A 16158-nucleotide genomic window follows, 5' to 3' on the forward strand; every position below is an offset into this window, starting at 1 on the left:
GTCGTCTTGGGCGGGGGCGGCACAACCGCAGCCAGCCTCCACGCCCTCCCCGCGCACCCGTTCCTCGCGGCGACCGGCCTGTACGCCGCCGCAGTCCTCGCCTGGGTGGCCCGCTGCTACCAAGCCGCCCACCACCGCCAGACCGCCGAGCATGACTGGGAGCGGCGCCGTGTAGACGGCGAGCAGCCTGCGCCGTTGATCCCGTGCTGCATGCTCGCCCGCCGCAGCGACGGTGCAGCGCACGACAGCCGCCGCTGCACGGACACGTTCCACCGCATCACCGCCAGCCTCGACCTCTGGAGCAACCCGTGAGCTATCCAGTCCTCTTCACCACGGCCGGCATGCGCAACTTCGCCGAGCTCGTAGACGCTGAACGACAGCGCCAGATCACCAAGTTCGGCGACCAGCATCATCCGATCGTGCAGGGCATGCACTCCGTCGCCCTGTTCGCGGACCTCGCCCAGGGCCTGCGCGGGCTGAACACCAACCCGAATGAGCGCTGCTGGATGACGATCCTCCTGGAGGAGACGTACGAGGCCGGCGCGGAATCCGACCTCGCGAAGCTCCGTGTCGAGCTGGTGCAGATCGCCGCGGTCTGCCAGGCGATCATCACCGACCTCGACCGCCAGGGGGACAAGCGATGAGCCAGCCCAACGACCGCGTCCGCACGCACATCAAGGCTCTCATGGAGGAGATGAAGCACCAGGCCACGAGTGGTTCCCCACACGTGCAGGCCTTCCTCTCCGGCATGCTGTCGGGCCTCGCGGCCTCCGTGGAGATCCTCGACGGAGGCACCGCGGAGGCCTCACTGGAGCGGATGGTGCAGCGGCTGTCGTCCGCCATCGGCGAGGCGTACCTGGCGGGCAACCTCCCACCCCGGCCGCCCGCCCAGGAGGACGAGGACGCCCGTCGTGCCGGGCGCCGGTCCAACATCCGCGAGCGCCTGGAGCAGCTCGGCCGGCGCGGCATCCTCGGAACCAGCGCGGCCGAACTGCTGCGCAACCAGGTCGAGGCCGAGATGCGCGAGGCCGACACCGCGCGCGCGGTCGCAGCCAGCAACCTGCGGCACGTGAAAACCCTCGTGCCCGAGCTCGAGGCCGCCCAGTCCGCCATCGAGCGGGTGCGCGCCCTGGCAGCTGACATGCACACCTGGTGCAGCCCCCACGGCATCGCCACCGACTACGCGAAGCGTATCGAGATGGCCCTCGACGCCCCCGTCACGACGGCCGTCACCAGCGTCAACGCCGACCTAGGCGGCTCGAAGGCCGCAGACCACGTCGGCCACGGCAGCCCCTGCGAGGAGCAGCCGGACCGCGCCTGCGCTGGCATCGACCCAGCCCAGCAGCTGCGCGACCAGATCGCCGCAGCCCTGTACGAGCGCGAGCGCCCGCCCCGAGACCCCGCCTGGCCCGACGCGTACGCAGCAGATCGCGAGGTGTTCGGAGACATGGCGGACGCCGTCCTGGCCGTCGTCCTGCCGGCCACCAGCTTCCTCGGCGAGCTCCACCCCGCCGCTCTCGTCGCTGACGTGAACCGCGTCATCGACCTGTACGAGCGCTGGTGCAAGGCCGGCCCGCCACCGCTCGGCACCTCGATCTCCCGATGGTGGGACAAACGACTCCTGGAGCTCCGGCACGCCGTGCTCGGCGAGCCCAACGGGGACCCGTCATGACGACCCGTCTGGAAGTCCTCGGCGAGGATGGCGAGTGGCAAGAAGTACCGGGCGTCGTCTCCGTCGAGCTCCACGCCGAGCTGGAGGACGCCGCCGAGCGCCAGGTGCTGAGCCTCGCCGAGGTACAGGAGCAGTACGCCCGGTTCGTTGCGGCGTTCGCTCGCCAGGTCGGCGCCCGGTACGCCCGGTGCGCAGCCCAGATCGTCGACCAGCTGCACGCTGCGACCGCGGCCGGACAGGCCTACGCTGCCGCGCTTCGGCCGACACCCGACCGCCCCGCTTGGCAGTCCCCGTACGGGCCCGCACGAAGGAGACGCTGACCATGGGATTCGGTAGCGCAGGACTCACCTTCTTCAACCCCGTCGCCCGCGCCCTCATCGAGGCCGGCGCACCCGACGAGGTGAAGGAGAAGACGCTCACCAAGCTGATCGCCGACCTCCAGGCCGAGGACTGGGACACCGAACTCGACAGCCTCCAGCTGTTCCTCGACGACCCGGCCATCGTCCGCGCCTTCGCCGCCAACGACATCACCTGGGAGCACTGACCGTGCCTACCCAGCAGTCCATGGACGCCCTGCTCGACGCCTATACCGCGCAGCGCGAGGCCCTCGCCAGGGTCCAGGCTCTCGCCGACGTCGTTCTGAAGGAGCCGCGATCTATCAACCCGGAGGGTCGTCTCGCGCGCGGCCTCGCACACCGCATCAGCGTGGCGATCAAGCCGACCACAGCGGAGCGGCAGTGCAGCTTCAACAAGGAGCACGGCGCCCACACCTGGCCCTACGGCCCTGGCGAGAACGCCGTCTACTGCCCAGGCCTGCCTCGCCCCTGAGCATGCAGAAGGGGCGCGCTTCACGTCTCGCCAGACCAGCGCGCCCCCGGCAGTGATCACCGTACCTCGAACGCCCCAGGAGTCACGATGACCACCGCCACCCACCTCCACACCGTCATCAACCACTGGACCGACCTCCAGGCCAGCCTCGGCACCCAGCAGGCCGACACCTGGCCCCCCGTCATGGGCATCGCCCGACTTCACGAACACCTCAAGGCCGACGACGAGGCCCGCGCACTCCGCGCCCTCGAGCGCTCACCGGACCAGATCGGCACCACCACCGCACCCCTCCGCATCGCCATCCTCGACACCATGACCAGCATCGACGCCTGGCTCATCGACACCACCGACCACATCGCCGGCGCCGTCCAGCGCCCCGCCGTCAGCCGCCCGCCCATCACCAACCGGACCGACACTGTCGGCCTCCAGCTCGCGGCGCTCGCCCTGGCCGACACCGCCGACGCTCGCCGCTGGTCGTACACCGACCCACGCCGGCGCAGCGCCCCGTTCGCCGCGGCCTGGCTCCTTGCCCGGGTTGAGGACGCTCCCGGGCCCTTCCGGATGCTGACCGGCGTCCAGCGCGAGGAGGTCCAGAGTGTGGCCGGCCGCGCCGCCCGCGCAGTCGTCCGTGCGCTCGAGATGGCCCGGCAGACACAGGTCCTTGAGCGGCCGTGTCCCAACTGCCGAGGAGTGCTGCGCATCGAGGGCGGCGACGGCCAGGCCCCTACCGTCCGATGTCGCGGCTGCGGACGAGCCTGGACCGGCGACACGGAGTCATAAAGGCCTGTCGCGCAGCCGAAACCGCCTCCTCGCAGGCGGACATATAACCGCTCTGAACGACGCGAGGTGCCGAGAGTTACCCCCAAAAGCTGCACCGCTGAAAGGCGATCGCGATGGGGTTGTCCCGCGCCGGAAGGACGCGTCCGTTGGTCCGTGTGCCGTCTGATCTGGGGTGTTCCCCGGATGGATGGTCAGGTCGCCTGACGCACCATCAGGAGATGTCCTGAATGCGCGGTTTGGGGAAAGTGTGGGATGAGTCTCAGAAGCCTTGATCGGGTTGGTGTTCGTACCTGCGCCCGCAGGAAGATTCATCCAACCGCAAGGGCCCGTCGGGGAGCTGTGAGAGGTCGCTCCGACGGGCCCTGGTGGGCCACCATCCCTGCAAGAAGACTGGACCCAGAATGGACCCTACACACGCCGCGTCCCAGCCGTCGCCGGTATCTGGCGCGACTCTCGTCACGTTGCTTGGGCTCGCCTCCGGGAACGCTGGCTTCATTGCCGGCCTCTTCGGCGGCATCGCCGGTGACCAGACCCTGTACGCAGCCACCGCAACCGGTTTCGCCGCGGCCGCCGTGTTCTTCACGATGAGCATGTCGATCGCCAAGTTCGTCCGCACTAACCGCACCTGACGCCGAAACCCGGGCTCGATCGACAGTCATCGGGACGAGCCGCCCGTCGCGACATCCCCGCGACGGGCGACTCCGTCGCAGCCGACATGCCTCAGTGCAAGGCGCCGTGACGCCCGTCGACACCCCGTCAGCGCTGGATCGTTGAACCCGTAGAACCACCCGCGCATCGCGCGGTACCGTCAAGGCGGCAGATGCCCCCCGCAGGGCGTCACCTCCAGGAACTAAGCGAGCCCCGGACGCGGAGACTGCAACTCCGGCCGAGGCTCTGACCACCGGAGAGTGACCTCCCATGGCTGAGCTGCACCCTAGTGCGCCCACCCGCCCCCGCACCATCCACCCCCGCGCCGTCGTGTCACTCGCAGTCACCGCCGCGGCCCTGATCTTCCTCCTCACTGGCGTCTCCCTCTGGCTCTCCTACGAGCACCTCCACGACGTCGGCGCCCGCCACGGCTTCGCAGACGACCCGATCCGCGCCTGGGCCTGGCCCGCCACCCTCGACCTGTTCTACGCCGCCGGCGAAGTCCTCATCCTGCGCGCGGCCCTCGCACGCCGCCTCGACTGGTGGGCCATCAGCCTGGTCATCTTCGGCGCCGGCGGATCCATCGCCCTGAACATCGCAGGCGTCGGCGAAGGCGCCCAGGCCCTCGACTACGTCGTCGCGGCCGTCCCGCCTGTGGCCTCTCTCCTGGCGTTCGGCGCGCTGATGAACCAGCTCTACCGCCTGCTCGCTGCTGTCGAGACGCCCGTCACGACGACCGTGACCAGCGTAGACCGGGTGAATGCACCCAACGTGACGGCCCCCGTCACGCCGCCGACCCCGCCCAAGATGCCCGTGCCCGCGGCCCCGCTTACCCCCGCGCTGTCGGCCGCGCGCCTGCCGCAGCCGGTTGTGCCCCGCGGCGCGCGCGTCCTGCCGATCGTGGCCCCGCCCGTCGCCCAGGCCCCGACCGTCCCGCAGCCTCCCGCGCCGATCCGGTACACCGACGCACGCTGCGCCGTGATCCGCGCCCTGTACAACACGGCCCCGCCGTCTCGCCCGGGCACGAAGGCGATGCGCGAGGCCCTCGTCGCGGCCGGCTACGAGGCCCCGTCCGACGGCGCGATCCGCGGCACCCTACGCACCGAGGTCGAGGCCCACGAGCCGCACCTCGCGCAGCTGCCGCCAGCGCCCGTCGCCATCAGCGCCTAGCCGTACGCCGCCGTGACCGCCGTCATCGGCGTGCTCTGCGCTGCGTGCGCACTCCTCGCGCTCGCCGGTCTGGCCCTGGTGGCCCCCAGCGACATCCCGCGGATCAACGGGACGGTCGCGCTCATTCTGACTTTCGCGGCGCTCGGCGTCGCCATGTACCGCTGAGGAATCCCGAATGACCCCGCTCGCCATCCCCGTCTACGGACTCGTCTCCCTCGGCGGCGTCACCGTCGGACTGTCCCTGTTCGCCTGGGACTTCACCCGCTGGTGGACTGCACACAAGAAGCGTCTCTCCCTCAAGGCCGTGCAGGCGCTCCTGCCGCAGCTGCTCTGCCTGGCGTACGGCGCGCTGCTCATCCTGTCCGCCGGCGGCATCATCGGCGGCCTCGCCGACTGGTCCCTCTGGGGCACCAACCAGGTCGGCGACATCGTCCTCGTCTACGGCCTCGGAGCAGCCACGCCGACCGTCACCCGCGCCTCGCACCTGGCCCTCACCCCCGGTGGACACGCGGCCATCATCATCATCACCGTCGTGATCGTCGCCGTGTGCAGCCGTCGCGGCTTCCGCTGGGACTTCGTCCGCCAGATCTTCGCCGGCATCGCTCTCGGCCTCGCCTCGAGCATCGCTGGAGTCGTGGGCTTCCTCGTCGCGCCCTCTTTGTCATGGGCTGGCGACTACGTGACGGGGCTGTTGTGAAGTTCCATGTGGTCGCCGAAGAGCCTGCCGAGCCGTCCGAGGACCCGGCGGGGGAGAGCGACGAACCGAGCCGCAGTTCTTTCGTGGCCCTCGTGGTGGTCGGCTCGGTGACGGCCTGGCGGATCGTCGTCGCCTTCCCCGAGGTGGCCTACGTCGTCGTCGGAGTCCTCGGCACCGTCGCCTGGCAGAAAGCCCGGGCATGGCAGGCCGGTCGCCGCAAGGACGAGAGCGAGGACCAGGAGGAGGCCGAGCAGCCCGACGTCGCCGCCGCCCTTCGCCGCCTCGTCGGCGACGACAAGGGCGTCCTTCTTACCCGCCTCCAGAAGGACCTGGGACTCCCCGACACCAAGGCTGTGAAGGCGCTCCTCAACGAGGCCGGCATCTCCTGGAAGCCTTCGCGCACGCGAGAGGGGAATGGGCCAGCCGTACGTAAGGAGGCCATCCCGCCCGCCCCTTCTCCCGTCGCTGCCGACTCTCACGGTGACGGTTGTTGTTGCAGGTCAGGCGGCAACGGCAACGGCAACAACGGCACCGGAGAGGGGCCAGGAGAGGGGATCCGTGTAGAGCGCACCGACGGCGGTCTCATCATCTACGACCTCGCCGACACCCACCGGCGCACCAGCACCGACAAGGGGGTGTCATGATCCTCCGCCTCATCCGCGCCGTCCACGAGTACTGCGCCAAGTGCGGCTGGTGGACCGAGAACTGCGGCCACTGACCCCCGGCACCCCCGGCCTCGTCGCGGATTCCCTCCCGCGGCGGGGCCGACGTACGCCACCATGGATCCGTGCCGACATCACTCCGGGCCACCGGCGCCGCCAAGGACATGACCCTCGACGAGCTCGCCGCATTCGTCGACGACGCGCGCAAGGCCGGCATCGCCGGCGACCGCAACGTTCGTGCCGAGCTGTCGTACAGCGGGAAGATCAAGGAAGTCGAGATCATCCTCAGCGAGAACGACGACTGAAGGAGTAGCGGTGCACTTCCCCACGACCGCCGAGCTGCGCGCCGCGTCCACCGGGCGTCTCTTCGCCCCGTACACCGCGTGCGTCCAAGCCCTCGCCGATGCCGCCGAACGCGAGGCCTTTGACCTCCAGTACAAGCACCTGGCCCAGGCCTTGCAGATCGACGAGGAGAAGGCGGCCAAGGCCCTGGCGGACGTTCGCGCGGCCGCCGCCGGATGGCTGCTGCCCGAGGCGCACATCTACGAGGAGGCCAGGCGCTGCCTCCACGACCACGTGCACGGCTTGCCCTACATTCCGTTCCTGCCCGTGCCGTCCGGCTTCTTCGCACGTCCGTGATTTCGTCGGGCTGCGCTGCCACACTAGGACTGCGCGACCACGCATCAGGTGCCCCGTGCCGGGCGCTCGGGCCCCATCGTTTCCCTCCGAGGCGATGGGGCCTTCGCACGACCCCGTCATGACGGCGCTGACGGGCGTCACGGCACCGGAGGAACGTCACAGAACCGCCACACCCGCACGACAGCACCACAACTGCCGCCATGATGCCCCTCTCGGACACACCGCCCTAGGGGAACCATGCGCATCCACCACGCCGCCGCTGCCGCAGCCATCGCAGCACTCGCCCTGACCGCCTGCTCCAGCAGCGACAGCAACAAGCCGGCCGACCCGAAGAAGCTCGACACAGAAGCTGGCTTCGCCTGCGACGACTTCGCCCACGGCTACAAGGCCGCCCAGACCACCCAGGCCCGCATCGACCTCGCGAACAAGGTCAACAAGTGGGCCCAGTCCAGCAAGACGAACGGCATCGCCGACAACGCAACCGTCCTCGCCCGAGGCTCCGAAGCCTCAGCCTCCGCCTGGCAGATCGGCGCCGATGCCTTCGCCCAGTCCTGCCTCGACGCCGGCTGGAAGTCCTGAACCGCATGACGTAGTTGCTTTCCAGGACCGAGTGATCCATCCTGGGCGCAAGTCCGGCGTGCCCGGACACTGAAACTTCGCAGCTCGCGCCCCGAGCGCACCACAGGAGGCCCGCCACCGCGCGGGCCTCTGCCATGTCCAGGGGGGTGACCGCCATGGGCGCCGCCAAGCCGGTCACCGACGAAGAGCGCCAGCGCGTACGCGAGCTGCACGCCGAGGGCAAAGGCCGCAACGAGATCGCCGAGATCCTCGGCCGCGGCGGCCGCACCATCAGCACCATCGCCAAGAGCCTCGGCCTCTCCTTCTCCCGGGCCGCCGAAGTCCGGCAGGCCACCGAGATCCGACAGGCCGACCTCGCAGACCGCCGCGCACGCTTCGCCATCGAGCTCCAGGACCTCGCCGAGCGGGAGATCAAGAAGATCAACCAGCCGCACACCTACTGGGACTGGGGCGGCAAAGAGCACGACTTCGACACCCACGACGCCCCAGAGCCCACCCCGGCCGACAAGCGCGCCTACATGGCTATGGTCGCGACCGCCGTGGACCGCTCACTGAAGCTTGCCCCACCCGAGCAGGACGCCGAGGGCCTCGCCGCGGTCGACGCCTGGCTGAAGGGGATGATGGGCGGCAGCTAGGGGGCGAGCATGTACGACGCCCTCGTCGGCAAGCAGCTGCGCTCCACCCAGCTCGCCACCGCCCGCGGAAACCTGTGGGAAGGCGCCGTCCGCTCCTCGAAAACGATCAGCTCGATCATGGTCTGGCTGCGCTACATCCGCACCGGCCCGCCCGGCGCGCTCCTCATGGTCGGCAAGACGGAGCGCACCCTGAAGCGCAACATCATCGACGTCATCGTGCAGATGGTCGGCGTGAAGCGCTGCAAGTTCAGGGCCGGGGCAGGCGAAGTCGTCATCTTCGGCCGCACCATCTATGTGGCCGGCGCCAACGACGAGCGGGCCGCCGACAAGATCAAGGGGCTCACGCTCGCGGGCGCCTACCTGGACGAGGTCACGACGTTCCCCGAGAGCTTCTTCTCGATGCTCGGCACCCGCCTCTCCGTCGAGGGAGCACAGTGGTTCGGCACCACGAACCCTGAAGGCCCGAACCACTGGTTGAAGAAGAAGTTCCTGGACCGCGCCCGCCTCCACGTCCGCCGCGACGGGTCCGAGGTGATGTCCGAGGACCCGAAGGCGCTCGACCTCCACCGGTTCTCCTTCAGCCTGCACGACAACCCCTACCTGCCGCCGGCCTACGTCGCCAACCTCAAGATCGAATATCAGGGTCTCTTCTACCGGCGGTTCGTCCTCGGCGAATGGTGCCTGGCCGAAGGTGTCGTCTACGACATGTTCGACGAGACCAAGCACGTCATCGACGTCGTGCCCGACGTCCGGCACTGGATGTGCGTCGGCCTGGACTACGGCACCATCAACCCCTTCTCCGCGGTGCTCCTGGGCGTCGGGACCGACGACCGGCTGTACGTCGCCTCCGAGTACCGGCACGACTCCCGCGTTGCACGCCGTCAGCTGACCGACGCCCAGTACAGCGTCGCAGTGCGGAAGTGGCTGGCGGAGTTCCAGCACCGCGGTCAGCAGGGCGTCCAGCCGCAATGGATCTTCGTCGACCCAAGCGCCTCCAGCTTCATGACGCAGCTCTGGTCCGACAACGTGCCAGGTGTGGCGAGGGCGAACAACGAGGTCAAGGACGGCATCCGCTCGGTTTCCGTGGCGCTTGGCTCCGACCTCCTGTATGTCCACCGCTCCTGTGCCGGTCTCCTCGCCGAGCTCCCCTCGTACGCCTGGGACGACAAGGCTGCGAAAGCCGGGGACGACGCCCCGCTGAAGGTCGACGACCACTCGGTCGACGCCCTCCGGTACGGGCTGCACTCAACCGCCCATGAGTGGCGGCACCTGGTCCGCGCGAACTTGGAGGTGGCTGCCTGATGGCCGCGGAACTCTCGATCCCCGTCTACCTGTCCCTCGGAAACAACGACCCGGGGCAGATTGGGACGATCGAACTCTCTGCGGATTCGGACGGGAAGATCACGCTAACCACGTCGCACATCGCCGCAGTGCTGCGCGAGGCAGTGGCCGCGATGGAAGCAGCAGCGAGGGAGGACAGCGATGCCGCTCCCAAGTAAGGGCACCCCCTGGCCGCCGATCCACCCCGCGATCCGCTCCGACCTGGAGGACTGGGCCGCCTGGCTCTCCGCCAACCCCGACCGGCTCGCCTACCGCTACCGCAACCGCGGCACCCGCTCGTACGCCACAGGCCAGCCCGGCCAGATCCAGAACCGGCCCTCCCAGTACCGCGGCGGCCTCGTCGGTACCATCGCCCGCTGGTTCTGGGGCGAGCCCACCCCCTACGGCGAGAAGCGCGCCAACCTCCACATGCCGCTCGCCCGCGACGTCGCCCGCACCAGCAGCGACCTCCTGTACTCCGAGCCGCCGGCCCTCAAAGTCAGCGACGGGAACACCACCGCTCAGGAGCGGCTCGAGCAGCTGATGGACCTCGGCCTGAAGCGCACCCTCATCGCCGCTGGCGAGAGCGGGGCCGCTCTCGGTGGCGCGTACCTGCGGATTGTGTGGGACGTCGAGGTCAGCGACCGGCCGTGGATCTCCCTCGTCCACGCCGACGGCGCCGCACCAGAGTTCGCGCACGGCGACGTTCTGAAGGCGGTCACGTTCTGGACCGTCATCGCCTGCGAAGGGCAGCGCGTCGTCCGCCACCTGGAGCGCCACGAGCCCGGGTTCGTGCTGCACGGCGTTTACGACGGCACCGAGGAGAATCTCGGCAAGTCCCGCGGGCTGGAGGAATTCGAGCAGACGAAGGCGTACGCGCCAGTCCGTCAGCTGCCCGCCGGGATGGAGCGGAAGCTCCTCGTCTCGTACATCCCGAACACGATGTTCGCCCCGGACTGGCGCGACATCCCCGGCGCGGCCGGATTGGGTACCAGCGACTACCAGGGTGCGGAGACGTTCCTCAGCTCGGTCGACGAGACGTACACCTCGTGGATGAGGGACATCCGCCTCGCCAAGAGCCGGATCATCGTCCCGGCCGGCTACCTGATGGCCAACGGGCCCGGGCTCGGGGCGGTGTGGGAAGACCGCGAGGTCTACGCGCCGTTGAACGTGCCGCCCAACAGCGAGCAGGCGATCACCCCGAACCAGTTCCTGATTCGCCACGAGGAGCATCGGGCCACGATCGAGGAGCTGGTGGGCAAGGTCGTCCGCAACGCCGGCTACAGCTCTGGCACGTTCGGCGACGACACGTCCGGGCCAGCCACCACGGCCACGGAAATCAAGGCACGCAACGCACGGTCGATGTCGACCCGGGCACGGAAGGCCGAGCTGGCCGTCCCCGGGATCGCGGACATCACCGAGGCGTACCTGATGCTCCTGGCGTCCGGGATGTTCCCAGGCTACGGCGACGTCGAAGTCGAGCGGCCGGACGTGGTCTTCCAGGACTCAGTCCAGGACGACCTGAAGACCCTCGCGGAGACCGCCGCTCTGCTCCAGCAGGCAGAGGCCGCCTCGACAGAGGTCAAGGTCGCGCTCTTGCACCCGGACTGGGACGAGCAGGAGCAGGCGGAGGAAGTCCGCCGGATCCAGAAGGAGACCGGCCGCCTGGTCGAGGACCCGCTCACCTTCGGCGCGGACCGGCCGCAGTTCGGCGAGCAGCCCCCAGACGACGGCGAGCAACCGGCGGAAGCCACCGCGGCGGCGGAGGCCGGTGCCGCGGAGTAGCGGGGAGGCGGCATGCCGGTCAGCCCGGACATGGCAGAGGACCTCGCGGCCGCCGTCTCCAAGCTGTACGAGCAAGCCGAACTCGCGGTGATCGACAAGGTGACGCGAGCTCTCGCTGAAGGTCTCGACTCGCCACTGTGGGCCGAACTCAAGCTCCGAGCTATCGGCCACCTCCGCACAGCGATCGAGGACGTCATCGCCGCCCTGCAGACTGACGCGGCCGGAGCCATCCACACGGCGGTCGCCGAGGCGTACAACCGCGGCACCCAGGCGGCCGTGGTCGAACTGGGCGCTCTCGCCCCGACGGTGGCGGTGATTCCGGCGGGCACCCGCGCGGTCGATCGGTTGGCTTCGGCGCTGGTGCAGGAGACCGGGGCGACGCACGTGCGGATCCTCCGCACGGGGATGGACGTGTACCGGCAGGTCATCGCCGAGGCCACGTCCGCGCCCCTGCTGGGAGCGTCCACGCGCCGCGGGACGGCTGAGCGGGCCCTGAACCGGTTCGCGGACCGCGGGGTGACCGGCTTCGTCGACCGGTCCGGGCGGGCATGGAGCCTCACCTCCTACACGGAGATGGCGACCCGATCCGCCCTCGGCCGCGCCGCCGTGCAGGCGCACACCGACCAGCTCGCCGCGTACGGGGTGGACCTGGTCATCGTTTCCGACGCCCCCGAGGAGTGCCCCCGCTGCAAGCCGTGGGAGGGCAAGATCCTCACCCGAGAAGGGCTTGGCGGGCCGCAGACGATCGAAGCCGAGCACGCCACCGAGGACGACCAGATGGTGTCCGTCCGCGTGGCCGGCAGCCTGCCGGAGGCTCGCGCAGCTGGGCTGTTCCACCCGAACTGCCGTCACAGCGTGGCCAGCTACCTCCCGGGCCTGACCCGCCCGCCGGCGCCGAAGGCTGACCGGACGCGAGCGACGTACGAGCAGTCGCAGCAACAGCGCTACCTCGAGCGCCAGGTCCGTGCCTGGAAGCGACGCGCGGCCGGCGCGGTGGACGACGGCAACAGGGCGAAGGCGAACGCGCGGGTGCGGGACTACCAGAAACGCATTCGTGAGCTGACCGCGGACACCGGCCTGCCGCGCAAGTCGCACCGCGAACAGATCGACGCGGCCGCACGGCCCGCGACAGCCGAGCGACCGGCCCGCCCGGCCCGGCAGGCCGTGCGCTGACACAGACTTCCGGCCGCCGCACGGCGCCCGGGCAACCCGAAACGGGAGAAGATCACCATGCAGGTCCCTTTCACGCGCTCGTCCTTCAGGCACCCGTTGGCGACGCACTCCGCACTGGACGTACTGGGCTACCGCCGCAACGGCGCGCCGATCTACGCCATCGCGGGTGGCAGCAGCGAGGGCGAAGGCGGCTCCGAGTCCGGCGGACAGTCCGGATCCGGTGAGTCTGGCGAGTCCGGGCAGGGCGGATCCGAAGGCGGCAACGCCGCGGCTGGGCAGGGCGGACAGCAGTCCGAACAGGGATCCAGCGAGTCCGGATCCGGTAAGGACGACGACTGGAAGGCACACGCACGCAAGTGGGAAGAGCGCGCCAAGGAGAACAAGGCCGAGGCCGACAAGGGCAAGGCCGCGCTCGCTGAGCTGGAGAAGATCCGGCAGCAGAACCTCAGCGCCCAGGAGAAGGCGGTCGAGGACGCCGAGAAGGCAGGCCGCACGGCCGCCGAGCAGGAGTCCGCGAAGGTCATCGAGACCAAGGACGCGACCATCCGCGACCTCACGGCCCAGCTCGCCGTGTACGGCCGGGCGGAGAAGCAGGGCGTGAAGGTCGCCCCCCTCCTCAACAGCCGCGCCTTCTACGACGCCCTCAGCAAGCTCGACCCGGCCACGTCCGGATTCGGCGACAAGCTCGATGCCCTCATCAAGGCCGAGCTGAAGGACAACCCGTCCATCGCCGTCCAGACCGCCGGCAAGTCCGGCCCCGACCTGTCCGGCGGCACCGGTGAAGGGGCCGCGAAGAAGCGTGGCGGCTCGCTCGCAGGAGCGATCGAGAACCACTACCAGACCTGATCCCGGAGGATCACCATGCCCGTGACGCTCGCTCAGGCGCAGCTCAACACCCAGGCGGACATCGACTTCGCCGTCATCGACAACCTGCGGCGCAACAGCTGGCTGCTCAACAACTTCGTGTGGGACAACACCGTCACCCCCGGTACGGGCGGCGGCTCCCTCACCTACGGCTACACCCGGCTCCTCGCTCCCTCGGCGGCGGCATTCCGTCGGTTCAACGAGGAGTACGTGCCGAACCAGGCCACCCGCGAGCGCAAGAGCGTCGAGCTGCACCCGCTGGGCGGAGCGTTCACGGTCGACCGCAAGCTCGCCCGCCTCGGCCCGGCCGCCTCGAACGAGATCTCGTTCCAGCTGGCGCAGAAGCTCACCTCGGTGCGCACCCGCTTCCAGCAGGAACTCATCCTCGGCGACACCGCCGTCGACGACGCCGGCTTCGACGGCCTGGACAAGGCGCTCGTCGGCCAGTCCACGGAGTACCTGCCACTCACCGAGGGCATCACCTCCGGCTACCTCGACTGGTCCCCGGCGACGGTGACGACCGAGGACATCGCCATGTCGGCGTTCGACGCCCTCGACGACTTCCTGTCCAGGATCATGGGCTCGCAGACCGGATCCGGCGACACCGGCGCCGACGGCTCCGTCCCTGCCGGCGTGAAGGCGATCCTCGGCAACACCAAGAGCATCGCCCGTATCCAGAGCCTCGCGCGGCGCGCCAACCAGTACACCTCCGAGAAGGACCAGTTCGGCAACGTGGTCATGCGGTACGGCAACTGGGTCCTCGTCGACCTCGGCGACCGCGCGGACGGCTCCGCCCCGATCATCCCGATCCGCTCTGCGGACGTCGACGGCGGCGGCGCGGGCGGCGTCATCACGGGCCTGACCGACATCTACGCCGTGAGCCTGGGCCTGGACGCCTTCCACGGCGCGAGCATGGCGGGCACGCCGCTCGTCGAGACGTTCCTGCCGGACTTCACCCAGCCCGGCGCCGTCAAGAGTGGCGAGGTCGAGATGGGCCCGGTCGCAGCCGTCCTGCGGAACACCAAGGCCTGCGGCGTCCTGCGCAACGTGAAGGTGCGGTGACCAGCATGAACAAGTTCCGGATCGAGGCCCCCGTCCGCTCCTACACGGGCGAGTCCGTCGGCGTCTCCTTCAACAAGGGCACCGGCTTCGTGGACGACTCCACCAAGGAGGGCAGGGCCGCGCTGGAGTACTTCCGCCGGCAGGCGTACGGCGTCTTCCCCGCCGACGGCGACACGGAGGAGAGCACCGAGATCGTCTCGCCCGTCGATGCGCTGACCAACCTCGGCCACGGCGCCGCCCCGTCGGTCGGCTTCGGCATGGGCGTCCAGACGGAGCCGGTCACGCCGGTCGACTACGACCCGTCCAAGCGCAGCCAGGACGACGTCATCGCCTACCTCGACCAGGTCAGCGACGAGGAGGTCGCTCGCATCAAGGCCGCCGAGGCCGCGGGCAAGGACCGCAAGCAGATCGCCGCCTACGAGCGGAAGACCACCCCGGTGCCGCAGGCCGGCGGGGACGACACGAAGGGACAGCCGGCATGACGCTGCTCGGCACGTTCAAGGGGAACCCCCGCAACGACCTCGGCTGGCTCAACTCCGCCGGCCGCCCGGACCCGGAGGTCGTCTTCCACCGGGCGAACCTGGCCCGCGTGGGCCTGGACGACGTCCCGGCCGCCGCCACCGGCGTAATGTGCTCGGTCGCCCTGTACCTCCAGGACGGGGACCTGATCTCCAACCTGACGTTCATCTCCGGCGGTACGGCCGCCGGAACGCCGACGAACTACTTCGCGGCGCTCTACAACGGGGCCGGCGCGCTCCTCGCGCAGTCGGCGGACCAGCTCACCGCGGCGTGGGCGGCCGACACCGCGAAGACGCTTGCGATGGCCACCCCGCAGCGGATCACCAAGAGCGGCATCTATTACGCGGCGCTGTCGGTGACGGCGACGACGGTGCCGACCCTGGTGGGGTCGCTCGGCGCGAAGCCGGTCCTCACCGGCGAGGGCAACCTTGCCCAGACATCGGGCTCTGGCCTGACGGCTACCGCCCCGGCGACGATCGCCACGCCCGCCTTCAAGCGGCACGTGCCGCTCGTCATCGCGACCTGAGAGGGGATCGGACATGCCTCTCTCCGGAACGATGCTCGCCGTCAGCGCCTTCGCGGAGCTGACCTCGGCGCTCGACCTGGGCACCGGCAGCGCGAAGCAGTCCCTGTCGCGACAGATGCAGCTCGGCAACGGCACCGCGGCGGGCAAGGCCGACCGCGTGTTCTCCGACCGGCGCACGCTGGCCGCGTCGGGGACCGAGGATCTCGACCTGGCGGGGGTGCTGCTCGACGCGTTCGGCAGCGCGATCACCTTCGCCCGGGTCAAGGGTCTGATCATCGCCGCGGCGGCCGGCAACTCCAACAACGTCGTCGTCGGCGCGGCCTCCGGCAGCCCGTGGGCAGCGTTGCTGAACAGCACGGGCACCCTCACCCTGCGGCCGGGCGCGTTCATGGCGGTCGGCACTGGCCAGGCGGACGCGACCGGCTACGCGGTCACAGCGACCACGGCGGACCTGCTGAAGATCGCCAACTCGGGTGCGGGGACGTCGGTGACGTACGACATCCACATCATCGGCGCGTCCACGTAGTCCGCATCTCTGCGACGAGGGAGGCCCTGGTGGTGGGCCTCCCTCTCGCGTTCCAGACCTACAGGAGGGCGAG

At 69.8% G+C, this 16158-nt stretch carries 24 protein-coding genes and 1 pseudogene; all 25 read left to right on the forward strand.

What is annotated here, in order from left to right:
* Window positions 1-312 (forward strand): annotated as a pseudogene (locus tag ACN6LD_RS01255) (hypothetical protein); the annotation flags it as partial.
* Window positions 309-644, forward strand: a complete 336-nt coding sequence (locus ACN6LD_RS01260) for a hypothetical protein (protein ID WP_445042239.1) — start codon at window positions 309-311, stop codon at window positions 642-644. The pseudogene ACN6LD_RS01255 and the gene ACN6LD_RS01260, both read left to right, overlap by 4 nt.
* A complete protein-coding gene (locus tag ACN6LD_RS01265; RefSeq protein WP_445042240.1) occupies window positions 641-1672 on the forward strand; it encodes a hypothetical protein in 1032 nt (343 codons plus the stop codon). Before ACN6LD_RS01260 ends, ACN6LD_RS01265 begins: the two co-directional genes overlap by 4 nt.
* Window positions 1669-1992 carry a hypothetical protein gene (locus ACN6LD_RS01270; protein WP_445042241.1) on the forward strand — a complete coding sequence of 108 codons (324 nt, stop codon included), beginning with the start codon at window positions 1669-1671 and terminating at the stop codon, window positions 1990-1992. Before ACN6LD_RS01265 ends, ACN6LD_RS01270 begins: the two co-directional genes overlap by 4 nt.
* Window positions 1993-1994: 2 nt before the next feature.
* Window positions 1995-2216: a hypothetical protein gene (locus ACN6LD_RS01275; protein ID WP_445042242.1), complete on the forward strand. Its 222-nt coding sequence runs from the start codon at window positions 1995-1997 to the stop codon at window positions 2214-2216.
* A gap of 20 nt (window positions 2217-2236) precedes the next feature.
* Window positions 2237-2500 carry a hypothetical protein gene (locus ACN6LD_RS01280; RefSeq protein WP_445042243.1) on the forward strand — a complete coding sequence of 88 codons (264 nt, stop codon included), beginning with the start codon at window positions 2237-2239 and terminating at the stop codon, window positions 2498-2500.
* A gap of 87 nt (window positions 2501-2587) precedes the next feature.
* Entirely contained in the window at window positions 2588-3280 is a 693-nt protein-coding gene (locus ACN6LD_RS01285) for a hypothetical protein (protein WP_445042244.1), read from the forward strand.
* A gap of 461 nt (window positions 3281-3741) precedes the next feature.
* Window positions 3742-3909 carry a hypothetical protein gene (locus tag ACN6LD_RS01290; protein ID WP_445042245.1) on the forward strand — a complete coding sequence of 56 codons (168 nt, stop codon included), beginning with the start codon at window positions 3742-3744 and terminating at the stop codon, window positions 3907-3909.
* 289 nt (window positions 3910-4198) lie between these two features.
* Entirely contained in the window at window positions 4199-5098 is a 900-nt protein-coding gene (locus tag ACN6LD_RS01295) for a DUF2637 domain-containing protein (RefSeq protein ID WP_445042246.1), read from the forward strand.
* Window positions 5099-5110: 12 nt separating this feature from the next.
* On the forward strand, window positions 5111-5263 hold the full coding sequence (locus ACN6LD_RS01300) for a hypothetical protein (RefSeq protein ID WP_445042247.1): 153 nt from the start codon (window positions 5111-5113) through the stop codon (window positions 5261-5263).
* A 10-nt stretch (window positions 5264-5273) separates the two neighbouring features.
* Window positions 5274-5795: a hypothetical protein gene (locus ACN6LD_RS01305; RefSeq protein ID WP_445042248.1), complete on the forward strand. Its 522-nt coding sequence runs from the start codon at window positions 5274-5276 to the stop codon at window positions 5793-5795.
* A complete protein-coding gene (locus ACN6LD_RS01310) occupies window positions 5792-6439 on the forward strand; it encodes a hypothetical protein (RefSeq protein ID WP_445042249.1) in 648 nt (215 codons plus the stop codon). The genes ACN6LD_RS01305 and ACN6LD_RS01310 overlap by 4 nt, the downstream gene beginning before the upstream one ends.
* Before the next feature lie 143 nt (window positions 6440-6582).
* Complete coding sequence (locus ACN6LD_RS01315) at window positions 6583-6762, forward strand: hypothetical protein (protein ID WP_445042250.1); 180 nt, start codon at window positions 6583-6585, stop codon at window positions 6760-6762.
* 10 nt (window positions 6763-6772) lie between these two features.
* Window positions 6773-7096, forward strand: coding sequence for a hypothetical protein (locus ACN6LD_RS01320; RefSeq protein WP_445042251.1), 324 nt, complete (start codon window positions 6773-6775; stop codon window positions 7094-7096).
* A 237-nt stretch (window positions 7097-7333) separates the two neighbouring features.
* The gene (locus tag ACN6LD_RS01325; RefSeq protein ID WP_445042252.1) at window positions 7334-7675 is read left to right on the forward strand and encodes a hypothetical protein; all 342 of its coding nucleotides are present in this window, start codon (window positions 7334-7336) and stop codon (window positions 7673-7675) included.
* A gap of 155 nt (window positions 7676-7830) precedes the next feature.
* Window positions 7831-8310, forward strand: a complete 480-nt coding sequence (locus ACN6LD_RS01330; protein WP_445042253.1) for a helix-turn-helix domain-containing protein — start codon at window positions 7831-7833, stop codon at window positions 8308-8310.
* A gap of 9 nt (window positions 8311-8319) precedes the next feature.
* Complete coding sequence (locus tag ACN6LD_RS01335; protein WP_445042254.1) at window positions 8320-9612, forward strand: PBSX family phage terminase large subunit; 1293 nt, start codon at window positions 8320-8322, stop codon at window positions 9610-9612.
* Window positions 9612-9809, forward strand: coding sequence for a hypothetical protein (locus tag ACN6LD_RS01340; RefSeq protein WP_445042255.1), 198 nt, complete (start codon window positions 9612-9614; stop codon window positions 9807-9809). Before ACN6LD_RS01335 ends, ACN6LD_RS01340 begins: the two co-directional genes overlap by 1 nt.
* Window positions 9793-11415 carry a phage portal protein gene (locus tag ACN6LD_RS01345; RefSeq protein WP_445042256.1) on the forward strand — a complete coding sequence of 541 codons (1623 nt, stop codon included), beginning with the start codon at window positions 9793-9795 and terminating at the stop codon, window positions 11413-11415. Before ACN6LD_RS01340 ends, ACN6LD_RS01345 begins: the two co-directional genes overlap by 17 nt.
* Before the next feature lie 12 nt (window positions 11416-11427).
* Window positions 11428-12588: a phage minor capsid protein gene (locus ACN6LD_RS01350; protein ID WP_445042257.1), complete on the forward strand. Its 1161-nt coding sequence runs from the start codon at window positions 11428-11430 to the stop codon at window positions 12586-12588.
* A 57-nt stretch (window positions 12589-12645) separates the two neighbouring features.
* Window positions 12646-13434: a hypothetical protein gene (locus ACN6LD_RS01355; protein ID WP_445042258.1), complete on the forward strand. Its 789-nt coding sequence runs from the start codon at window positions 12646-12648 to the stop codon at window positions 13432-13434.
* Between the two features lie 15 nt (window positions 13435-13449).
* Window positions 13450-14514 carry a major capsid protein gene (locus tag ACN6LD_RS01360; protein WP_445042259.1) on the forward strand — a complete coding sequence of 355 codons (1065 nt, stop codon included), beginning with the start codon at window positions 13450-13452 and terminating at the stop codon, window positions 14512-14514.
* A gap of 5 nt (window positions 14515-14519) precedes the next feature.
* Entirely contained in the window at window positions 14520-14996 is a 477-nt protein-coding gene (locus ACN6LD_RS01365; RefSeq protein ID WP_445042260.1) for a hypothetical protein, read from the forward strand.
* Window positions 14993-15559 (forward strand): hypothetical protein, encoded by a 567-nt coding sequence (locus tag ACN6LD_RS01370; protein ID WP_445042261.1) that lies wholly within the window; start codon window positions 14993-14995, stop codon window positions 15557-15559. Before ACN6LD_RS01365 ends, ACN6LD_RS01370 begins: the two co-directional genes overlap by 4 nt.
* 13 nt (window positions 15560-15572) lie before the next feature.
* A complete protein-coding gene (locus ACN6LD_RS01375) occupies window positions 15573-16085 on the forward strand; it encodes a hypothetical protein (protein ID WP_445042262.1) in 513 nt (170 codons plus the stop codon).
* Window positions 16086-16158 lie beyond the last annotated feature (73 nt).

The organism is Streptomyces sp. SAS_272 (assembly GCF_052543235.1).